Source organism: Candidatus Pelagibacter sp. Uisw_121 (assembly GCF_047722545.1).
Lineage (GTDB): Bacteria > Pseudomonadota > Alphaproteobacteria > Pelagibacterales > Pelagibacteraceae > Pelagibacter.
The window spans coordinates 873,543-895,387 of sequence record NZ_CP159816.1 but is presented as its reverse complement, the minus strand read 5'-3'; the positions used below and the strand labels follow the sequence as shown (position 1 = coordinate 895,387).

Annotated in this window: 22 protein-coding genes; 10 read left to right on the top strand and 12 right to left on the bottom strand. The window is 30.8% G+C overall.

Annotated features, from left to right (window positions below; all coding sequences use genetic code 11):
• Positions 1-75: 75 nt before the first annotated feature.
• Both ABXT52_RS04840 and ABXT52_RS04835 read right to left on the bottom strand, forming a co-directional pair.
• A complete protein-coding gene (locus tag ABXT52_RS04840; RefSeq protein WP_415271450.1) occupies positions 76-720 on the bottom strand; it encodes a peptidylprolyl isomerase in 645 nt (214 codons plus the stop codon).
• On the bottom strand, positions 717-1,457 hold the full coding sequence (locus tag ABXT52_RS04835; protein WP_415271449.1) for a putative zinc-binding metallopeptidase: 741 nt from the start codon (positions 1,455-1,457) through the stop codon (positions 717-719). The genes ABXT52_RS04840 and ABXT52_RS04835 overlap by 4 nt, the downstream gene beginning before the upstream one ends.
• 57 nt (positions 1,458-1,514) lie before the next feature.
• Here ABXT52_RS04835 and speB point away from each other — a divergent pair, with 57 nt between their 5' ends.
• Both speB and ABXT52_RS04825 read left to right on the top strand, forming a co-directional pair.
• Positions 1,515-2,474, top strand: a complete 960-nt coding sequence (gene speB / locus ABXT52_RS04830; RefSeq protein ID WP_415271448.1) for an agmatinase — start codon at positions 1,515-1,517, stop codon at positions 2,472-2,474.
• Between the two features lie 20 nt (positions 2,475-2,494).
• Positions 2,495-3,931 (top strand): aldehyde dehydrogenase family protein, encoded by a 1,437-nt coding sequence (locus tag ABXT52_RS04825; protein WP_415271447.1) that lies wholly within the window; start codon positions 2,495-2,497, stop codon positions 3,929-3,931.
• Here the strand turns inward: ABXT52_RS04825 and argE are convergent.
• Positions 3,928-5,118 (bottom strand): acetylornithine deacetylase, encoded by a 1,191-nt coding sequence (gene argE, locus ABXT52_RS04820; RefSeq protein ID WP_415271446.1) that lies wholly within the window; start codon positions 5,116-5,118, stop codon positions 3,928-3,930. The two genes, ABXT52_RS04825 and argE, sit on opposite strands and share 4 nt — an antisense overlap.
• Positions 5,119-5,145: 27 nt before the next feature.
• On the opposite strand from argE, the gene ABXT52_RS04815 reads away from it, so the two are divergent.
• From ABXT52_RS04815 to ABXT52_RS04780, 8 genes are all read left to right on the top strand, one after another.
• On the top strand, positions 5,146-5,487 hold the full coding sequence (locus ABXT52_RS04815; RefSeq protein WP_415271445.1) for a tRNA-binding protein: 342 nt from the start codon (positions 5,146-5,148) through the stop codon (positions 5,485-5,487).
• 6 nt (positions 5,488-5,493) lie between these two features.
• A complete protein-coding gene (locus ABXT52_RS04810) occupies positions 5,494-6,084 on the top strand; it encodes a LysE family translocator (protein WP_415271444.1) in 591 nt (196 codons plus the stop codon).
• A 6-nt stretch (positions 6,085-6,090) separates the two neighbouring features.
• Positions 6,091-8,760, top strand: a complete 2,670-nt coding sequence (acnA, locus tag ABXT52_RS04805) for an aconitate hydratase AcnA (RefSeq protein ID WP_415271443.1) — start codon at positions 6,091-6,093, stop codon at positions 8,758-8,760.
• A 2-nt stretch (positions 8,761-8,762) separates the two neighbouring features.
• A complete protein-coding gene (locus ABXT52_RS04800) occupies positions 8,763-9,407 on the top strand; it encodes a hypothetical protein (RefSeq protein ID WP_415271442.1) in 645 nt (214 codons plus the stop codon).
• Positions 9,400-10,704 carry a PQQ-binding-like beta-propeller repeat protein gene (locus tag ABXT52_RS04795; protein WP_415271441.1) on the top strand — a complete coding sequence of 435 codons (1,305 nt, stop codon included), beginning with the start codon at positions 9,400-9,402 and terminating at the stop codon, positions 10,702-10,704. Before ABXT52_RS04800 ends, ABXT52_RS04795 begins: the two co-directional genes overlap by 8 nt.
• Positions 10,705-10,801: 97 nt before the next feature.
• The gene (locus ABXT52_RS04790; RefSeq protein WP_415271440.1) at positions 10,802-11,137 is read left to right on the top strand and encodes a hypothetical protein; all 336 of its coding nucleotides are present in this window, start codon (positions 10,802-10,804) and stop codon (positions 11,135-11,137) included.
• Entirely contained in the window at positions 11,134-12,192 is a 1,059-nt protein-coding gene (gene zapE, locus ABXT52_RS04785; protein ID WP_415271439.1) for a cell division protein ZapE, read from the top strand. The genes ABXT52_RS04790 and zapE overlap by 4 nt, the downstream gene beginning before the upstream one ends.
• Positions 12,189-12,608, top strand: coding sequence for a secondary thiamine-phosphate synthase enzyme YjbQ (locus ABXT52_RS04780; protein WP_415271438.1), 420 nt, complete (start codon positions 12,189-12,191; stop codon positions 12,606-12,608). Before zapE ends, ABXT52_RS04780 begins: the two co-directional genes overlap by 4 nt.
• Here the strand turns inward: ABXT52_RS04780 and ABXT52_RS04775 are convergent.
• From ABXT52_RS04775 to ABXT52_RS04735, 9 genes are all read right to left on the bottom strand, one after another.
• Positions 12,605-14,026, bottom strand: coding sequence for a cryptochrome/photolyase family protein (locus ABXT52_RS04775; protein WP_415271437.1), 1,422 nt, complete (start codon positions 14,024-14,026; stop codon positions 12,605-12,607). The genes ABXT52_RS04780 and ABXT52_RS04775 overlap by 4 nt on opposite strands.
• 6 nt (positions 14,027-14,032) lie before the next feature.
• Complete coding sequence (locus tag ABXT52_RS04770) at positions 14,033-15,175, bottom strand: diaminopropionate ammonia-lyase (RefSeq protein WP_415271436.1); 1,143 nt, start codon at positions 15,173-15,175, stop codon at positions 14,033-14,035.
• A 3-nt stretch (positions 15,176-15,178) separates the two neighbouring features.
• A complete protein-coding gene (gene glnT, locus ABXT52_RS04765) occupies positions 15,179-16,504 on the bottom strand; it encodes a type III glutamate--ammonia ligase (RefSeq protein ID WP_415271435.1) in 1,326 nt (441 codons plus the stop codon).
• Between the two features lie 43 nt (positions 16,505-16,547).
• Positions 16,548-17,876 (bottom strand): FMN-binding glutamate synthase family protein, encoded by a 1,329-nt coding sequence (locus tag ABXT52_RS04760; RefSeq protein ID WP_415271434.1) that lies wholly within the window; start codon positions 17,874-17,876, stop codon positions 16,548-16,550.
• 2 nt (positions 17,877-17,878) lie between these two features.
• The gene (locus ABXT52_RS04755; protein ID WP_415271433.1) at positions 17,879-18,562 is read right to left on the bottom strand and encodes a protein glxC; all 684 of its coding nucleotides are present in this window, start codon (positions 18,560-18,562) and stop codon (positions 17,879-17,881) included.
• Complete coding sequence (locus ABXT52_RS04750) at positions 18,562-19,446, bottom strand: class II glutamine amidotransferase (RefSeq protein WP_415271432.1); 885 nt, start codon at positions 19,444-19,446, stop codon at positions 18,562-18,564. Before ABXT52_RS04750 ends, ABXT52_RS04755 begins: the two co-directional genes overlap by 1 nt.
• A 233-nt stretch (positions 19,447-19,679) precedes the next feature.
• Complete coding sequence (locus tag ABXT52_RS04745; protein ID WP_415271431.1) at positions 19,680-19,904, bottom strand: hypothetical protein; 225 nt, start codon at positions 19,902-19,904, stop codon at positions 19,680-19,682.
• Positions 19,905-19,916: 12 nt separating this feature from the next.
• The gene (locus ABXT52_RS04740) at positions 19,917-21,317 is read right to left on the bottom strand and encodes an ammonium transporter (RefSeq protein ID WP_415271430.1); all 1,401 of its coding nucleotides are present in this window, start codon (positions 21,315-21,317) and stop codon (positions 19,917-19,919) included.
• 125 nt (positions 21,318-21,442) lie between these two features.
• Positions 21,443-21,844 carry a hypothetical protein gene (locus ABXT52_RS04735; RefSeq protein WP_271482723.1) on the bottom strand — a complete coding sequence of 134 codons (402 nt, stop codon included), beginning with the start codon at positions 21,842-21,844 and terminating at the stop codon, positions 21,443-21,445.
• Between the last annotated feature and the right edge of the window lies 1 nt (position 21,845).

Here is a 21,845-nt window from a genome sequence, read left to right as displayed (position 1 = left end):
ATCTCATCAACTTTTGGTTAATAATAATAGTATTAGAGTGGCTATAATGGGTTCAACCTGAGATTTTATCCCTTATTAATTAAGCATTTTAAACCAATTAATGAAGTCAGGTCTTAAAATATATTCTGATCGTCTTCCATATTTAATTTTTTTTAAGACTTCTAGGCCGTAAACAACTTTACCAACAGGTGTATATTCACCTTCAAATAATGGTTCATCTTGTAAGATAATAAAAAATTGACTGTCTTCAGTATCGTTCTTAAATGTTCGAGCCAATCCGACACTACCTTTGGTGTAATTAAAATTATTGTCAATTTCTGATTTAATTGTACCTAAACCTGATTTTCCAGTACCAATTTTTCCATAATCTAAATTTCCTTTTTTTCCAAACTCTAGATCACCAGCCTGAATAAGTTTGTTTTCAATTACCCTGTGAAACGCAATATTTTCATAAGCATTGGATCTAATTAAAGTTACAAATCTTTGAACAGCATTAGGTGAGATATTTGGGTAAAGTTCTATAATTACATTTCCACAAGGTGCATTTAAAATTGCAATATTATTTGGTTTTTTAAAGGTAATATCCTTTGGATCAACATCTTTGACAAATAAACATTTATTTTTAACTATAAAATATGTGCAGAAAGTTGTGATACCTAATAAAATTAAAAAAATAAAAATAAATTTTTCAGATTTGGAAGCTTTAATTTTTTTTATCATTGAAAAGTAAATGAACTATCTATTTCTTTTATTCTATTTTCAATATATGAAATTTTATTATTTAAAATAGGGTCTGATTTACGAATTTGGTTAATTTCTTTTTCCTTTAAAAAGATCATATGTGAGTAAACTTCTGCCATATCCTCTGAGGCTGTTGATTTAGAGTATTCTGTAAAAAAGCCATTAGTTATTTGATATTTTTCTAATGATATATTTTTTGTGCATGTAGAACATTCAGCATATTTAAATTTAGAATTATTAAATTTAATCCACTCTTCTTCATTAAAAACTTCTTTATGCTGAAGATATACTACATGAAAAACTTCATGATGGATTACTCTTTCAAAGTAATCTTCATTAAATTTAATATCTAGAATTAATGTTTTCATTACATTATCTGGAATACCAGCTGTATATAGTTCTGAGATGGATAAATTTTCGCACATAACAATATATTTGAGATTAATTTTTTTTAGATAATTATAAGAATATCTTTTAAGATTTTTATGAATAATTTTATATTTTACATCTAAATCTTTCTTATTTGGATCTGAACAAACAATATTTTTTTGAGTTCCTAGCCTAAAGGGTCTTGTAGCATAAAAATATTTAAGCTTATTTTTAGTATTTATTTCATAAATTTCCAAGTTGGGTATTTTGATAAGATTATAAATGGTATTAGCTTTTAGTGGGGTAATAAAAATAATTAGTAGTAAAATGGCTCTTATTAAGTTCATAATTATAAAGATAGAAGATATTCCATTATCAAAGAATGTGGTACATTTTATTTATAAATGAAAAAAGAAAGAAATAAAAACCCAATTCAGCCAGTTAGCGGAACTAAAGTTCCAAGATTTGCTGGCCCATCAACATTTGCAAGATTACCAGAACTAAGAGATGTTGAAAGTTGTGATGTAGCAATTGTTGGAATTCCATTTGATGCTGGCACAAGTTACAGACCAGGAGCTAGATTTGGTCCAATGAGTATTAGACAGGCTTCAAGACATTTAAGAACCAATTATCATCCAAGTTATGATGTTGAACCTTTTAAAGTACAACAAGTTGCTGACGCTGGTGATATCACTTGTAATCCATTTAGTATTGATGAGTCGATAAAACAGATTGAAGCTGGAGCAACAGATTTATTGAATAAAGTTGGTGGTATAATTAGCCTAGGTGGTGACCATACAATTGCAGTACCTTTGTTAAGAGCAATTAATAAAAAATGTAATGGACCAGTTGCCTTAGTGCATTTTGATGCACATTTAGACACTTGGGATACGTATTTTGGTGCTCCTTATACACATGGAACTCCTTTTAGAAGAGCAAGAGAAGAGGGTTTGTTTCTAGATGATTCTTCAATGCATGTTGGCATTAGAGGCCCTCTTTACAGTAGAGATGATATTAAAAATGACGAAAGTTTTGGATTTAAAATAATTCATTGTGATGAGTTTCAAACAGAAGGAACTGACAAAATAGCAGAAAGAATTAAAAAAAGAGTTGGTAACAATCCACTTTATTTATCTATTGATATAGATGTTTTAGATCCAGCCTTTGCTCCAGGAACCGGAACACCAGAAATTGCTGGTATGACTACAAGAGAGATGGTCAATGTTTTAAGAGGTCTGTCTGGTTTAAATCTTGTTTCTGCAGATGTCGTTGAAGTTTCTCCAGCATATGATCATGCGGAAGTTACCTCGTTAGCTGCAGCAACCATTGTTTACGAACTTACAAATTTATTTGCAAAATCATAAAGAAAGGATAGTTTCTTAAAATGTTAGATAAGAAAAAATTTTATATCAATGGTGAATGGGTTTCCCCAAAAAAAATAAATGATTTCAAGGTAACAGATCCTTCGACAGAGGAAGAGTGTGCCGTTATATCTTTAGGTGGAGTAGAAGATGTAAATGATGCAGTAAGGGCTGCTACCAAAGCTTTTGAAACATGGGCATTTTCAACCAAAGAAGAACGATTAAAATATTTAGAAGCCCTATATGTTGTTTATAAAAAAAGATGGGCTGATATGGCTAAGGCTATAACCCTTGAGATGGGAGCACCAATCGATTTTTCAACACAATTACAAGCTGGAACTGGAGCTAGTCATATAAAATCTTATATAAAAGTTTTAAAAGAATATACGTTTGAAGCAAAATTAGGAGAACATGCTTTGAACAATAATATTTTACATGAACCAAAAGGAGTTTGTGCGTTAATTACTCCATGGAATTGGCCAATGAACCAAACTTGTTTAAAAGTAATTCCAGCAATCGCTGCAGGTTGTACAATGGTACTCAAACCATCTGAAATAGCCCCATTATCATCGATGATTTTAGCAGAAATGATTGATGAAATTAAATTACCAAAAGGTGTATTCAATTTAGTTAATGGAGATGGTGCAATTACTGGAAATGCACTTACTAGTCACCCTGATGTAAATATGGTTTCATTTACAGGATCTACTAGAGCAGGTGCTTTAATTTCTCAAAATGCAGCAAATGATTTTAAGAGAGTTAGCCTTGAACTTGGTGGAAAAGGAGCGAATATTATATTTAAAGATGCAGATGCCGAAGCAGTTGAAAGAGGTGCTCTAAGATGTTTTAGAAATTCAGGACAATCTTGTAACGCACCAACTAGAATGTTAGTTGAAAAATCTATTTATGATGAAACAGTTGAAAGAGTAAAAAATTTTGCTAATTCGATGAAAGTTGATATTGCAACAAAAGAAGGTGATCATATTGGACCTGTTGTTTCAAAAGCCCAGTTTGATAAAATTCAAGCTTTAATTCAAGTTGGTATTGATGAAGGTGCTAAATTAGTTGCTGGTGGAACCGGTAAACCTGATGGACTTGATAAAGGATATTTTGTTAAACCTACTGCTTTTGCAGATGTTAATAATCAAATGCAAATTGCAAGAACAGAAATATTTGGACCTGTTTTATCAATTATACCCTTTGAAACAGAGGAAGAAGCAATTGAAATTGCAAATGACACTCCATATGGATTGTTAAATTTTATTCAAACTCAAGATCAAGAAAAAGCTAATAGAGTTGCTAGAAAATTAAGATCAGGAATGGTAGATATAAATGGAGCTGGTTTAGCACCAGATGCTCCTTTCGGTGGTTATAAGCATTCTGGTATTGGTCGTGAAGCTGGTAAATTAGGGCTTGAAGAGTATCTTGAAGTTAAAGTTGTTAGTGGATGGAACGATTAATTAGAAATAGAATTATTTTTAATTCCATCCAACAAAGCTAAACATTTTTTAAGCTCATCTAAAACTATAAACTCATCTATTTTATGAGCTTGTTCAATTGATCCTGGACCACAAACCACTGTGCTAATCCCAATTTCTTGAAATAATCCAGCCTCTGTTCCAAATGAAACAACTTGCCTAGAATTATCACCTGTTAAACTCGAAATTAATTCACAAGCATCTGACTTATCCTGTCTATCAAACCCAACTATTTCACCAATAATATCTTTTTCAATTGAGGCATTAGGAAAAATTTTTTTCATTTCAGGTAATAATGCCTCATTTGCATACTTGTCGATTTCTTGATTTAAAAATACTCCATCTTCTTTAACAACTGGTCGTGTTTCCCAATTAACATGACATTTGTCTGCTATTACATTGTGAGCAATACCACCAAACACACCACCAATAGAGAGGGTAGAGTGTGGTGGGTCAAAAATAGAGTCTTTTGGGGCTCTACTTTTAAGCTTTTCTCTAAGTTCAATTAATTTATTTACATATCTTGATGCATATTCAACAGCGCTTACACCTTTATGAGGTGCTGAACTATGTCCTGCTAAACCTTTAAAATAGGTTGTGTATTCATAACACCCCTTATGAGCGTCAATAATTTTCATGTTAGTCGGTTCACCAATAATACAAATACCATTTTTAATTTCTCTTTTTTTTAATTCCTCTATTAGAATAGGGGCACCCTGGCATGCTGTTTCTTCGTCGAATGTAAATGAGAAATGAATATCTCTATCTAAATTTGATTTAGAATAAATTGGTGCATATGCTAAAGTACATGCAATAAAACCTTTCATATCACATGAACCTCTACCATATAACTTGTCTTCTCTAATCATTGCTGTGAAAGGATCTGAACTCCAACCCTTTGATACTGGAACAACGTCAGTGTGGCCTGATAAAATAATTGGCTTTTTATTATTTGAATTTTTAGCTTTTAGTGTAGCAAATAAATTTACTCTTTTTTTTTCATCATCGTAAGTTCTAAAAGAAGTGGCACCTAACTTTTTTAAAATATCATCACAATAATTAATCAAAGAGCTATTATCTTCTCCAGATATTGTTTTGAAGCTAATTAAATCAGTTAAAATTTTAACGGAATTATCAAATAATTGATCTGAACTATTTTCTGTACTCATAAATAACATCTATTATATATTAAATATATGAAAGAACAAATAACCTATGATGATTTTGATAAAATAGATATTAGAGTTGGAACAGTAATCTCTGTAAAAAAAAATGAAAAAGCACGTAAACCTTCCTTAGTTATTGAAGTAGATTTTGGGAAAGAAATTGGAATTAAACTGTCTTCAGCACAAATTACTCATTATTATAATGAAGAAAATTTAAAAGGAAAACAAGTTGTGGGTATTTGTAATTTTCCTGAAAAAAATATTGCAGGAATAGTTTCACAAGTTCTTATTTTAGGTTCAATTGATAAAGAGGGAAAAGTGATATTACTTCATCCATCACAAGAATCTAAAAATGGTCTTCCAGTAGCTTAATTTTTTATGCATCCAGAATTATTATTATTAATAGGAATTTCCTTATCATTAGGATTTACTCCAGGACCAAATAATACTGTTGCTGCATATTCAGGTTTTAATTTTGGTATAAGAAAAACTTTACCATTAATCCTAGGAGTTGGTTTTGGCTATACAGCTTTAATTATATCAATTAATTTTGTTTTAATATCAACGTTCAAAAATTATCCAATCATTCAAGAAATTATCAGAGTCCTTGGAACAATTTTTTTAATTTATTTATCCTATAAAATTTCATTTTCAAAGATTTCTTCAGATGGAAGAACAGAAAATCCAGTAAAGTTTTTGGATAAATTTATCTTTCAGTTTATTAACCCAAAGGGAGTAATGGCTGGAGTTACATTGAGTTCAAATTTTGTAGAACAAGGGGAAAACTATTTGAATCACTCTATTTGGGTAATTGTAGTTTGTAGTATAACAGCATTTTTAAGTATCACTTCATGGACATTTTTAGGTAAGTTTTTAAGGAAATTTGCTACAAATAATAATTTTATTAAACGATTTAATTATGCTATGTCATTGCTACTTATCGTTTGTATAATAGGGTTCTACATCTAAAACTAAATGAAACCAGGAAATAAAAATTCATATAACTCTTTAAAATCTATCAGTATAAATGATGCTGAATATAAATATTATTCTTTATCTGAAGCAGAAAAAAATGGTTTAGATGGAATTTCAAAACTTCCAAAATCTCTTAAGGTCTTATTAGAAAATTTATTAAGATACGAAGATGATCTATCAGTTACTAAAAGCCAAATAGAAGCAATTAAGGAATGGTTAAAGACAAAAAAATCATTAACAGAGATAGCTTATAGGCCAGCTAGAGTTTTATTACAAGATTACACGGGAATACCAGCGGTTGCTGATCTTGCAGCTATGAGAGAGGCTGTCAAAGAAAAAAATAAAGATCCAAATACTATTAATCCACTATCTGCAGTAGATCTTGTAATTGATCATTCAGTACAAGTAGACAAATCAGCAAATAAAGACTCTTTTGAAAAAAATGTTGATATTGAATTTAAAAGAAACGGTGAGAGATACTCCTTCTTAAAATGGGGTCAACAAGCATTTAATAACTTTAGAATTGTTCCTCCTGGAACTGGGATTTGTCATCAGGTTAATTTAGAATATTTATCAAAAGTAGTATGGTCTGAAAAATTTCAAGATGAGGACTATTTATTTCCTGACACGTTAGTTGGTACTGATAGTCATACTACCATGGTTAATGGCTTGTCTGTTCTTGGATGGGGTGTTGGTGGAATAGAAGCTGAAGCTGGAATGTTGGGTCAGCCAATTTCTATGTTAATTCCTGAAGTAATTGGATTTGAAGTTAAAAATAAAATGCCCGAAGGTACTACTGCAACAGATTTAGTTTTAACAGTTGTAAAAATGTTAAGAGACAAAGGGGTTGTTGGAAAATTTGTTGAATTTTATGGAGAAGGTTTAAAGAATTTAACTCTTGCAGATAGAGCAACAATTGCAAATATGGCACCAGAATATGGAGCAACATGTGGCTTTTTTCCAATTGATGAAGAGACATTAAAATATTTAAGATTCTCAGGAAGAGACGAAAGTACAGTAAATATAGTTGAGAAGTATGCAAAAGAACAAGGCTTGTGGGCTAATGATCAAGTCGAATTTACAGACACTTTATCATTAGACATGTCTACAGTTGTTCCAACAATCTCAGGGCCCAAAAGACCTCAGGACAAAGTTTTATTAACAGATGCATCTACTGGATTTAAAAAAGTTTTTGAGGATGCAACTGGCAGAAAAGAGCAACATGTCTCAAAAGTATCAGGAACAGATTATGAAATTAAAGATGGTTCAATATTAATTGCAGCTATAACATCATGCACTAACACATCTAATCCAAATGTATTAATTGGAGCTGGGTTATTAGCAAAAAAAGCTGTTGAACTTGGTTTGGATACTAAACCATGGGTAAAAACATCATTAGCCCCAGGATCACAAGTGGTTACTGATTATTTAGCAAAAGCAGGACTAAATGTATTTTTAGATAAACTTGGTTTTAATTTAGTTGGATATGGTTGTACGACTTGTATAGGAAACTCAGGACCCTTACCGGAAGAAATTGTTCAAGCAATAGATAAAGAAAATATCTACGCTGTATCAGTTTTGTCGGGAAACAGGAATTTTGAAGGAAGAATATCTCCACATATAAAAGCTAATTATTTAGCATCACCACCACTTGTAGTGGCTTATGCACTTGCTGGTCATATGGAATTTGATTTATACAAGGAGCCATTAGGAAAAAGTAAAGATGGTAAAGATATATTTTTAAAAGATATTTGGCCATCAAATAAAGAAATTGAAGACACATTAAGAGAGTCTCTTAATGCAGAAATGTTTGTTAAAAGATATTCAAATGTTTCAGAAGGTCCTAAACAGTGGCAAGAAATTAAAACTGAAAACACAAGTATTTATAATTGGGACGCTGGTTCAACCTATGTAAAGAAACCACCATTTTTTGAAAATTTACCTGATCAACCTGAGGGGTTTAAACCTATTGAAGATGCAAGACCACTTTTAATTTTAGGGGATATGGTTACAACAGATCATATTTCTCCAGCAGGAAATATTCAAAAAGAAAGCCCAACAGGTGAGTATTTTATGGAACATCAAATACTTCCAACAGACTATAATTCATACGGATCAAGAAGAGGAAACCATGAGGTAATGATGAGAGGAACTTTTGCAAATATTAGAATAAGAAATGAAATGGCACCAGGAACAGAGGGTGGGTTTACAAAACTATATCCAGAAGAAAAAGTGATGCCAGTTTATAGTGCTGTAGAGGAATATAAGAAAAGAGGCACAGACCTTGTTGTTATAGGTGGAAAAGAATATGGAACAGGATCATCAAGAGATTGGGCTGCGAAAGGAACAAAATTACTAGGTGTGAAAGTTGTAATAGCAGAAAGCTTTGAAAGGATTCATAGATCTAATTTAATTGGAATGGGTGTTTTACCTCTACAGTTTACTGAAGGAAACGATAGGTTAAACTTAAAATTAATTGGATCAGAGTTGATAACTGTTCTTCAAATAGAAGAAGGTATAAATGCATCAGATCATGTTCAGGTTGAAATAAAATATGCTTCAGGAGATATTAAAAAGATCAAAACTCTATGTAGAATAGACACTAAAAACGAATTAGAGTATTATAAAAATGGTGGAATACTTCAATATGTACTAAGGAATATGATTTAGATATGGATGAAGAGATCGCAATAATTGATACAAATACAAGAAATGAAAAGTTAAAAAATTTTTTTATTAATAATAAGAAAAATTTGCTCATAGGTACCTCAATATTGTTGATTTTAATAATAGGTTATTTTTCCTATGATGCTTTTAAAAAAAAAGAAAAATTTAATTTAGCTAAAAAATTTAACTTAACTACGATAAATTTTAAACCTGAGGAACCAGAAAACACAGTTAAAAATTTAATTAATATAGTTAAAGAAAATGACGTAACGTATTCACCTCTAGCATTATATTTTTTAATAGATAACAATTTAGTAAAAGATTTAGAAGAAATTAATGTCTTATTTGATGAGCTAATTAATAAAACCAATCTAGAAAAAGAGATTAAAAACCTAAACATTTATAAAAAAGGGCTGTTTAACTCTAATTTTGTATCAGAAAATGAATTATTAAAAATTCTGAACCCTATAATTAATTCAGAAAGTATATGGAAATCCCATTCCTTATATCTTGTTGCTGAATATTTTTATTCAAAGGGTGAAAAACAAAAAGCAAAAGAATTTTTTAATCAGATTTTAGCATTACCTCAAGCGAATAATGAAATTAAGCTGGCATCAAAAAAAAGGTTAAATAGAGATTTAAGTGAATAGTGTTTTAAAACTTTTATTAATATTTTTTTTTATAAGCAACTGTTCATTTAATTCAAATTCAAAATTTTGGACTAAAGAAACCAATATTAAAAATGAAAAAATAATCTCTAATAAAGAATTTATATTTCAAAAAAAGGAAGCCCTAGAAAAAGAATTAAATCCAGAACTAAAGATTAAATTAGAACTCAACAATACATTTAACAATAGTTCAGAGACAACAAATAATGATGGAATTGTTGATTCTCCCAGTACCTTAAAAAAGATATCTAAATATAAATTTTCAAAAATAAAATATTTTGATCAATTTGAACCAGAAATTATCTTTCATAATAACAATTTGATATTTTTTGACAATAAAGGATCAATAATTAAGTTTGATCAAAACTCAAAGTTAATATGGAAAAAAAATTATTATAATAAACAAGAAAAAAAAAATCATCCAATTTTATTTTTTGCAAAAAATAATGATACTTTAATTGTTACAGATAGCATTTCTAAATATTATGCATTAAATATTGAAACTGGAGAAATTTTATGGACGAAATATAATAACGCACCATTCATTTCTGATATAAAAGTTAAGGACAGTAAATTCTATGTAGTAGATTCCAACAACGTTTTAAGCTGCATTTCAATAATTGATGGCTCATTAATTTGGCGGCACAAAAGTGAAAATAACATAATTAAATCAATAAAAAAAATATCAATTGTTATTGATAAAGAAATTGTAATATTTAATAATTCAGTAGGCGATGTTATTGCTCTGAATATTAATAATGGGAACTTAAAATGGATAACTACTACGGGAGATAAAGATTCTTCAATTAAACCTTTTTTATTAAAGTTATCACCGTTAGTTATAAATGAAAACTCTGTATTATTTTCAAATAATAACAATTCATTTTATTCTGTTAATTTAGAAAATGGCTTTAACAATTGGACACAAAATATCAGTTCATATTTAAAACCTGTAATAATAAGTGACTTAATTTTTACTATAACCACTAAGGGTTTTTTGGTTGTTATAGATAAACCTACTGGAAATATTATTAGGATAACTGACGTCTTTGATAAATTTAAAACAAAAAAAAGAAATAAAATAAAACCTGTAGGCTTTGTAGTAGGGTCTGATAATATATTGCTAACTACAGATAGTGGCAAACTTTTAGTAATTGATGTATCGACTGGTAAAACTCAATCAATATTGAAAATTGATAATAATAAAATATCAGAACCGTTTATCTCAAATAAGAATTTGTATTTAGTTAAAAATGACTCAATTATTAAACTAAAATAAACAATGTTTCTAAAGTTACTTGATAAATTAGGAAGAAAAAAAAATAGTATTAGATCGAGGACCATCTCACCCCCATTTTAATGAAGCCAAACCTTGGATGAATAGATATTATGTCTTATTAAGACATAGACCAAAATGGTTTCCATTTAACATCTTATTACACGAAATGCTGGCTGATGATCACGGAGAAGGGGTCCATAATCATACATTTCCTTACATAACAATCATATTAAGAGGTGGTTATTGGGAAACACTAAATACTGGAAGATTTTGGAGACCAGCTGGATATATTGGTTTTAGATCAGCAAATAATTTACATAGAGTAGATCTTAAACCAGAAACAAAACCTCTTACATTGTTTATATCTGGTCCTTTTGGATTAAGAAAAGGCCCCAGGTCAGAGTATGGGATAGATTTTAAAACAAAAAAATGAATTTAAATAAATTATTTATAAATTATTGTAAAAAAAATAATTTAGAAACTAATCACAATCAATTAAGTCTAATAGAAGAACTAAATTTATTTTACAATCAAAATTTTAATAAATCGTTTTTAAAAAAAATATTTATTAAACAAAATTTAAAAAAAGGATTTTATTTACAAGGAGATGTGGGAGTAGGTAAAACGATGATATTAAATTTTTTTTATAATAATTTTGATAAAGCTAAACAAAGATTTCACTTTAATGAGTTTATGATTAGTTTTCATGATTTTGTTTTTAGAAATAAAGAAAATAACCAAGAAAATATTATAGATAAATTTGTTAAAAAATTAAAAAGTAAAGCTAGATTAATTTATTTTGATGAGTTTCAGGTCACTAACATTGTAGATGCTATGATTTTAGGCAACCTATTCAAAAAAATATTTGATGAGAATATAAAAGTTTTATTTACATCAAATGTAAAATTAAATGATCTTTATAAAGATGGTTTACAACGAGATCAATTTCTTCCCTTTATTAAAATAATGAAAGAAAGATGCTTTCAAGCAAAGTTAATCATTGAAGGAGACTATAGAAAATCCTCAAAAAATAAAAATGAAAGATATTTTTTTCCATTAAATGAAACAATAAATTTTAAACTTAATAAGTTTTTTAGAAAAATAACAAAAAATCTTCCTAACAAAGAAATGACCTTAATTATTAAAAGTAGAAAGTTTATTATTAAGAATTATTTCAATGGAATAGCACGTTTCGATTTTAAAGAACTATGTTCTAAAAACATTGGAGCAGAGGATTATATAAAAATAGCTGAAGTGTGTAACTTTATCGTCATAGAAAATATTCCCATTTTTAATATTGATAATTCTAATCAACAACAAAGATTTATTACACTAATTGATATTCTTTATGAAAAAAATATACCTTTAATGATATCATCTCAATTACAATTAGATTTATTAAGTTCCTCGGAGGATTTAAAAAAAATATTTAAAAGAACTATTAGTAGATTATATGAATTAACATCTATCAAATATAACAAGCTATGAGACAAGAATTTTTTAATTTAGAATTAGATACAAATGGTCAAAGTCTTTATGAATTTACCAACCAAACAAATCAATGGGTTAATGATAATGAGTTTAATAATGGAATTATCAATATAAGCATTCAACACACTAGTGCTTCATTAATAATACAAGAGAATGCAGACCCAGATGTTCAAACTGACTTAATAAATTTTTTTAATAAGCTCGTGCCAATGGATAATTCCCTTTATATCCATACAGCTGAAGGAAAAGATGACATGCCCGCACACATTAAGTCTTCGTTAACTAACAATCAAATTTCTTTGAGTGTTAAAAATAATGAGTTGTTACTTGGAACTTGGCAGGGGTTATATCTTTTTGAGCATAGAATTGAGAAACAGAACAGATTGATTGTTCTTCATTACTTAGGTGATTAGCTTTTCTTAATTGTTTTAAAAGCTTCTAAGGCAGCATTTCTTGCTTCAGCGTGGTCTACAATTGGTTTTGGATAATCTGCACCTACAATAACTTTAATCTGTTCTTGGTATTTGCTTTCTAGTTCCCATGGCTTATATAAAAATTTATTAGGCATGTTTTTAAGTTCTGGAACCCATTTCTTTGTATAAATTCCATCTTTGTCAAATTTTTCACCCTGAAGAATAGGGTTAAATATTCTAAAATAAGGAGCTGCATTGGCACCACAGCCTGCAACCCATTGCCATTGAGCAACGTTACTAGCTTCATTATAATCAACCAAACAATTTTTAAAATGTTTTTCACCCTCGTTCCAATGAATTCTTAAATGCTTTACAAGAAAAGAAGCAACAATCATTCTTACTCTATTATGCATCCATCCTGTTTCGTACAGTTCCCTCATCCCAGCGTCTACAATGGGATATCCTGTCATACCTTTTTTCCAAGCTTTAAGAAATTTATCATTTTTAACCCAAGGAAAATTATCGAAATCTTTTCTAAGGTTGCCTTTTAACATTTGCGGGAAGTAATTAATTAAACTATGAGAAAATTCTCTCCATCCTAATTCATTAATATACTTTCTATATCCCATTTTTTTTATTTTAATGTCTTGGCATTTCTTCCAAATTGTCTCCACATGTATTTGTCCAAATTTTAAGAAAGGAGATAACTTGGAGGTTCCATTAACACCTGGAATATCTCGTGCCTCACCATAGCCCTCAATTCTATTATTTATTAATTCTTGTAAATATTTTTTAGCTTCTAGTTCAGACGGTATCCAATATTTCTCAAATTTCTTATGCCAATTATTTTTAGGTAAAATTTCTTTTATAGAAATTGATTTTTTAAATATATTTATTTTTTTTATTTTTGATTTAACTTTTATAGATTTAGAAGGTACTTTTGAGATATAAAGTTGCTCAGTTTTTTTCCAAAAAGGAGTGAATACTTTATAAGGTGTACCATCATCTTTAGTCATTTCCTGAAACTCTACAAGAATATTTCCTTTAAAATATTTATATTGAATTTCATTTTTAATGAATTGATCTCTTATTTTTTTACCTTTATTAATTACATCTGGTTCATATACTTTACTCCAATAAACAGTAACATCATCTTTCTTCTTTAAATTTGATAATACCTCTAGTTCATCACCTAATTGAACTTCCAATGTGATATTTAATTTTTTTAGATCTAGGTTAAAATTTTCTAAAGCTTTAGAGATCCACCATTTTTGAGCCTCTCTTTTTTTATCAAAATTTTTTGGGTTATAAATATAAAGAGCACTTACAAACTCATGATTTTGAGATGCAATAGCTAAGGCTTCATTATCTTCAATTCTAAAATCTTCTCTTATCCAAACAACAGCTTTTTTTGTCATATTTACTTAGATTTTTTGTAATCCATCGCTTAGTAATTTTTGGTACATTGCATTATCAGTTAAACCCTCACAACCAAATAAAAGTACATTTGATTGTTCATTTAACTCTAACTTATCTAAGTATTCTTTATTGTTAAATGAGCCTATTAACGCAATTATACCTGGTACAGCACATTCGCCAGCTATTATTTTTTCATCAGATAAATGTTTTTCTGCTAACATTGCAACAGTAGTTGAGATTGCATCATCAGGTACGGTTAAGCAGTAGCTAGTAGAATTTTTTAAAATCTCCCAGGCAATACTTGAAACATCTCCACAAGACATTCCACCCATCATTGTTTCTTTTTTTATATCAACAGTTGTAGGTTTATTATTCTTAATGCTTTGAAATACACAGTCTGCATTTTCTGGCTCTACAGTAATAAACTTTGGGATATTTTTAGATAATTTTGCAAAGCCAGCAATCATTGCTGCTGCCATTCCCCCAACACCTGCTTGAAGAAATACGTGTGTTATCGAATTTGAATTTATTTCATCTAAAATTTCTTTAACCATTATTGTGTACCCAGCCATAATCAATTTTGGTACTTCTTTGTAACCTTCCCAAGACACATCTTGTACAATTTCCCAATTATTTGCATTAGATTGTTTGATGCATTCCTTTAATGAATTATCGTAATTCCCTTTTACTCTAATAACCTCAGCATCCAGATTACGCATGGCTTCAGCCCTAGATTCACTAACAAATTCACTTATAAATATTTTACAATTTAATCCTAGTCTTTGTGCACCCCATGCAACTGATCTTCCATGATTTCCTGCTGTAGCTGTCGAAACTGTTATGTTCTTTTTTTCACTTGCAATTTTGTAAACAGCAAAAGCTCCACCCAATGCTTTAAATGATTTAAGTTCAAATCTTTTATCTTCATCCTTGTAGTAAATATTTTGGAATTTTAGTTCATCATTTAATTTGTTTAATTTAATTAGTGGAGTAGGAGAGTAGTTATCCCAACTAGATATGGCCGATATCGCTTCATCTATAAATTTTTCTGGTAATTGAGTGAGTATATTTTCTTTATTAAAATTATACTCTTTATTTTCTAAAAATGATGTGATAGACCAAAGATCTTTCTGCAGGATTGATTTCATTTATTAACAATCAAGAGTGCTATTTTTTTCCCAGTGAGTTACTGAGCTTTTTTTATCAAACTTTTCTTCTTGATTAAAATCTTTAATTTCAGATCTTTTTAATTTTAGATAGCTTTTAATAGTATCACCACCAAATGCTTCCTTAATTTCTTTACTATTTTCTAGTTGATCTAATGCATCTTCAATTATGTCAGGTAATTTTTTTAGATTAGGGTAATTTTTATAATCAGTGTACATATTACAAGATAAAGGTTCACCAGGATCTATTTTATTATTTATTCCATGTAAACCAGCAGCTATTACTCCAGCTTGAAGTAAATAAGGATTTACTGCTCCATCCATTAACCTTAATTCAAATCTACCTTTATCTGGAATTCTTATCATATGAGTTCTATTGTTTCCTGTATAAGAAATACTACTAGGTGACCATGTGGCACCCGATTTTGTTGGCGGCGCATTTATTCTTCTATAACTATTAATTGTTGGATTAAAAAATGCGGTCAAAGGCTGAGTTAGCTTCATAATTCCGCCTAGAAAATTATATGCTAATTTGCTCAAACCTAATTTGTCTCCATTATCCAAAAATTTATTAATTTTTTCATTCCATAAAGAAATGTGAGCATGACAGCCATTACCTGTTAGATTACTAAAAGGTTTTGGCATAAATGTTGCTCTTAAACCATGTTTTTCGGCTAATGATTTAACCATATACTTAAAGAATACGTGTCTATCAGCTGTGGTTAAACAATCTGTATAATCCCAATTCATTTCAAACTGTCCATTAGCGTCCTCATGATCATTTTGGTATGGGTTCCAACCCATAGCAATCATGCTATCACATATTTCTTTAATTAAATCATATCTCCTCATTAAAGCAGACTGATCGTAGCAGGGTTTTGATTGAGTATCTCTAGTATCAGCAATTTTGCTTCCATCTTCTGATATCAAAAAATATTCACACTCTACACCTGACTTCATGACTAAATCTTTTTTATTTAATTTATTAATTTGTTCTTTGAGCATTACTCTAGGTGAAGCCTTAACAGGTTTACCATACATATATAAATCAGAAGCCAACCAACCAATTTCTTTATTCCAAGGTAATTGAATTAAGCTTTTAGGATCTGGTAGGGCAAACATATCTCCATCTGCAGGAGACATATCTAGCCAAGTTGCAAAACCTGCAAAACCTGCTCCATTTTTTTGCATGTCTGCAATCGCTTGTGCTGGTACCAATTTTGATCTCAAGACACCAAAAAAATCTACAAAACTAATCAAAAAATATTTAATTTTTTTAGTTTTAGCAATTTTAGATAAATTTATAGGCATGTTTTATTTGTTAATTTACAACTGTTAATTAGTCTTAACAATACTATTTTTTATTTTTTAGTCCTGGTATCCAGCTAGTTCCAGCTAGTGGAACTCTTGCCATAGCAGCAGATTCAACTGTAAGTGCACATAAATCTTCAGGTTCTAAATTATGTAAATCATTTTTACCAGAGGCTCTAGCTATTGTTTGTGCTTCAAGCGTCATTACTTTTAAATAGTTTGATAAACGTCGTCCACCAGCAATAGGATCAAAGCGTTTCATTAATTCAGGTTTTTGAGTTGTAATTCCTGCTGGATCATTTCCCTCATGCCAATCATCGTAAGCCCCTGCAGTAGTTCCCAACTTATTATAATCCTTTTCCCATTTAGGATCATTATCTCCTAATGCAATCATTGCAGCAGAACCAATTGAAACTGCATCTGCTCCAAGAGCCATTGCTTTAGCAACATCAGCGCCATTTCTAATTCCACCCGATATAATTAATTGAACTTTTCTATGTTGGTCTAAATCTTGAAGTGCGTCTACGGCAGGTCTAATACATGCTAAAGTAGGTTGACCTACATTTTCAATAAAGACTTCTTGAGTAGCAGCCGTTCCACCTTGCATTCCATCCAAAACAACAACATCAGCCCCAGCTTTAACAGCAAGAGCAGTATCATAATATGGTCTTGCCCCTGCAACTTTAATAAATATTGGAACCTTCCATCCTGTAATTTCTCTTATTTCTAAAATCTTAATCTTTAAGTCATCAGGACCTGTCCAGTCAGGATGTCTACATGCAGACCTTTGATCTATACCCTTAGGTAAAGTTCTCATTTCTGCAACCCGATCACTAATTTTTTGACCTAATAACATTCCTCCACCACCAGGTTTTGCACCTTGCCCTATAACAATTTCAATAGCATCTGCTTTTCTAAGATCATCAGGATTCATTCCATATCTAGAAGGTAAAAGTTGATAGACTAAATTTTTAGACTGACCTCTCTCCTCAGGTGTCATTCCACCATCACCAGTAGTTGTAGATGTACCAGCCATACTTGCCCCACGCCCTAAAGCTTCTTTAGCTCTCCCTGATAGCGCACCAAAACTCATTCCAGCAATTGTAATAGGAATATCTAACTCTAAAGGTTTCTTTGCGTAACGTGTTCCTAAAGTTACTTTTGTATTACAAGTTTCTCTGTATCCTTCTAAAGGATATCTAGACATTGAAGCACCAAGAAAAAGTAAATCATCAAAGTGAGGAAGTTTTCTTTTTGAACCTCCACCTCTAATATCATAAATTCCAGTTTCTGCTGCTCTTCTTATTTCTGAATTTGTATACTCATCAAAAGTCCATGATATACGAGGATGAGTTTTTTTATTATTTGACATTATTAATAGCTTGATACGTTATCAATATTAAAGTTATAAAGTTTTCGTGCCGAACCATATCTCTTAAAACTATCTGGTTTAATATTTTTTATTTCACTTTTTTTTAAAAGAGCTGAAATTTTATTTAAATGCTTCTTTTCTATTTTTTTTTCTATGCAATCTGCACCTAAAGATTTAACTGATCCTTTAACAAAAATATCTGTTTCATAAAGACTATCACCTAAAGCTTCACCAGCATCACCACAAACTAACATTGTTCCAGATTGAGCCATAAATGCAGACATATGACCAACCGAACCTTTAACCACAATATCAACTCCTTTCATTGAAATACCACATCTTGAACTAGCATCTCCATCAATTACAAGTAATCCACCATGAGCAGTTGCGCCAGCAGATTGTGAAGCATTACCTTTAACATGTACTGTTCCAGACATCATATTTTCAGCAACACCTGTTCCAACATTTCCATCTATTGTTACATGTGCTTTTTGATTCATTCCTGCACAATAATAGCCAACATGGCCTTTGATTAAAACTTTCATTTCCTGATTTAATCCAGCACATAATGCATGACTTCCTTCAGGATTTATAATCACAAAGTCTCTATCATTTTTTTTATTATCTAAATTTTGTAAAGTATTATTAATTTCTCTTAATTTCTTTTTTTTTAAATCTAATTTCATTAATCCCCCCACGAGTAAACAATACCTGGCTCAGGTTCAAAAATTTTTGCATTATTTACATCTGGTAAATGTGCCATGGCTTGAAACTCTGATGCTATTGCAACATAGTTTTTTGTTTCTGCTATTACTGCGGGTTTACATGCTATTTCATCTCTAACAACTGCAAAGCCCTTTCTAGTTCCTGTAATAAATGTATAAAAACCATCTAAATCTTTAAGACCCAATGTAAGCGTATCTTTTAAAGATTTATTATTTGATAAACTGTTGGATACATATCCTGCTGCAACTTCAGTATCATTTTCAGAGTCAAAGACACTACCTTTTTTGGTGAGCTCTCTTCTTAAATTATTATGATTTGATAATGAACCATTATGAACCAAGCATTCATCTTCACCAGTAGAATAGGGGTGAGATCCATCAGTAGTTATTGCGCTTTCTGTAGCCATTCTTGTATGACCTATTCCATGAGTACCACTAAAACTATCTAATTTAAATTTTTTTACTACATCTTTAGGATTACCAACTTGTTTAAATATTTCTATTGATCGGCCATACCCAACTATAGATACTTTAGGAAAATTCGAATTAATTATCTCAATCACTTTCTTTGGCTGCTCAAGAGTTTTTAGAATTACATGATCTGAGATTTGAGTAAGTCTAGCTTTTTTTATTTTTTTAGTTATTTCTTTCTTAAAGCTATTAAAATTTAAATCGTTAATACATAAAGAAAACTTGTATAGTTTTTTACTTTCATCTTTATAAATTGCAAAGCCAGCACTGTCTGGTCCACGAGATTCCATATTATTAAGCATACCAGATAACATTTTTCCTAAATTTTTTTCAAATTTTTTATTTTTTAAGTAGATGCCAACAATTCCACACATAAATTTTTTTAAGTTTATTTTATTAAGGACAGTAGAAAATCTTTATAGTAGAAAATATTTCCTACTACAATGATGATAATAGCCGCTATCACTCCATACTTTGCTTTTGGAAAAACGACACCTCTCATTTTACTTGGTCTCAGATCCTCGTTATTATTTCTATCCATGATTGTATAATTTTTGTAAAAAAAAGGGCGCCACAATTAAGTAGCGCCCAAATTTTTTAATTGATATTACCAGTCGGTAATATTGCTCTTATGATCATTAGCGCCATGTCTCTTTCTTGCTAACCTTGAAAGTTTTTCACTTTCAGACCTAGCAGTTAAAACATGCCAGCCGATCCAAAAAACTACACCAAGAAAAACTAGTAAAGTTTCAGTGGATCCAGCCCCCGGATAAATTGCTCCGACAACCTCTTTTGCACTTAAATGATCTATCCAGTTTGTAACTGTAGCCATATTTTTTCTCCTTTACCTAGTTGAAGAGGCGACCGCTTTTTCAGCTTCTCTATCGTCCTCCATTATTTCATAGTCTAGTCCTGCTATTTCAACTTCACGCGGTATTCTTAATTTACCAAAAGCGCTTAGTATTCTAGCAATAACGTAGCCTGGTAACATTCCAAGAACTCCGAACATTATAATTGCTCCAAGGAATTGTCCCAGTGGATTGATTGATGCATAAGTTGATCCGTCCCACATAGCTCCAACACTGTATCCAGATGAAGGATAGCCATTTAAAACAAACCCACAAATTACAAGACCAACAAATCCTGCGTAACCATGTACCGCTACTGCACCAACTGCATCATCAATTTTGAACTTACGTTCAACCCAGTAATGCATTTTGTATGCTATAACAACACCGATCGCACCAATAAGCATTGCTTGTATCGGGTGATACAAATCATTACCTGCAGATGCACAGATGATCCCAGCTAGTCCACTTGAGTAAGTCCAGAATGGATCACCTTTAGCGACCACATATCCAGCCAATAATCCACCTGATAATGACATCAGGAAGTTATAGGTTATTCCACTCAGTGTGGTTGGGGTTACATATATGTTTGTTGCTGTCCAGTACGTTACACCTTCCATTCCATACTCAGGTCCAAGATCAAATATCGGTATGTTACATGCCGCATAAAATCCCCAGAAACCAGTATAGATTAAAAATAATCCAACTGTAACTAGCCATGGGTTTCTTGGTCCTATATTTCTTGGTTCACCACTTGATGAGAACTTTCCAATTCTAGGTCCTAAAACGATTAGAACACCTAAAGCAAATCCACCCGCAATTGCGTGAATTACTCCTGATGCGTAAGCGTCATGATATCCTAAAATTTTAAGCATCCATCCATCAAAGTGCCATCCCCATGCAGCATCAATTACCCAGAAACACGAACCAATTGCAATTGCTAAAATACCAAATGCAAAAGTTGTAATTCTTTCAATGATTGCTCCAGAAACAATTGAAGCAGCTGTCCATGAAAATAGTAAGAATGCAGCCCAGAATACTCCACTTATACGGTCACCTAAGTTGACAGCCATAAATTCAGTATTTGCCACATACCATTTCGCACTAAAAGTACTTTCATCAGTAATTAATGCTGAACTCTCATTCATTATTGAAGGTGCTATTCCCGGTCCTGTTGGGAATGCCCAATAAATCCACCAACCAAAGAAAAACCAGGTTACCGTTACTAGTGGTATTACCATGGTATTTTTCATTAAAGTATGCTGGTGATGTTTATATCGTGAGGCTCCAACTTCATACATACAAAACCCGACGTGAATCAGGAACATTAATACTACTGTTACCCAGTAGTAAAATTCTGTAAATATAACTGTAAGAGCGCCTAATTGATCATCCATAATCTCTCTCCTATTAGTTTTTAAAAAGACTATAAAATTTATAGAGGCGTGACAAACTATACATTGCTTAAATAAGCGACTAATAGCAATGAGTTTTAAAAAATAATCAACCTTTGATTGAGGTGCTAAAACTTAAGGTAAGCTTTTTTCAAATCAACAAGAGGGTGCTTTTTAGACATTTGAAATTTAACTAAAAGCTCTCTTGCAATCATATCTCTGTCTTGTTGATTGTTTGGCAATTTGATTGATTTTGGAATTGTAACCCAACCATTTGCATTTCTACAAAATACAGCAGGTCTATCCTCTTCATAACCCATATGAATATCTTCTAACCAGTTAAGATCATCCCATCCCATAGCTTCTACGTATTTTTTTAAGAATGGAGTCATTTTCTTATAATCAGGTAGTAGATTAACATCATATCTGTAACCGATATGCTGCCCAATCATTTTTTCTCTAGCAGTTTCTTTAGATTTTCCTCCTAGATTTTCTTTTTTTACTTTTGTTTTTGTTTTTTTCTTAACCATA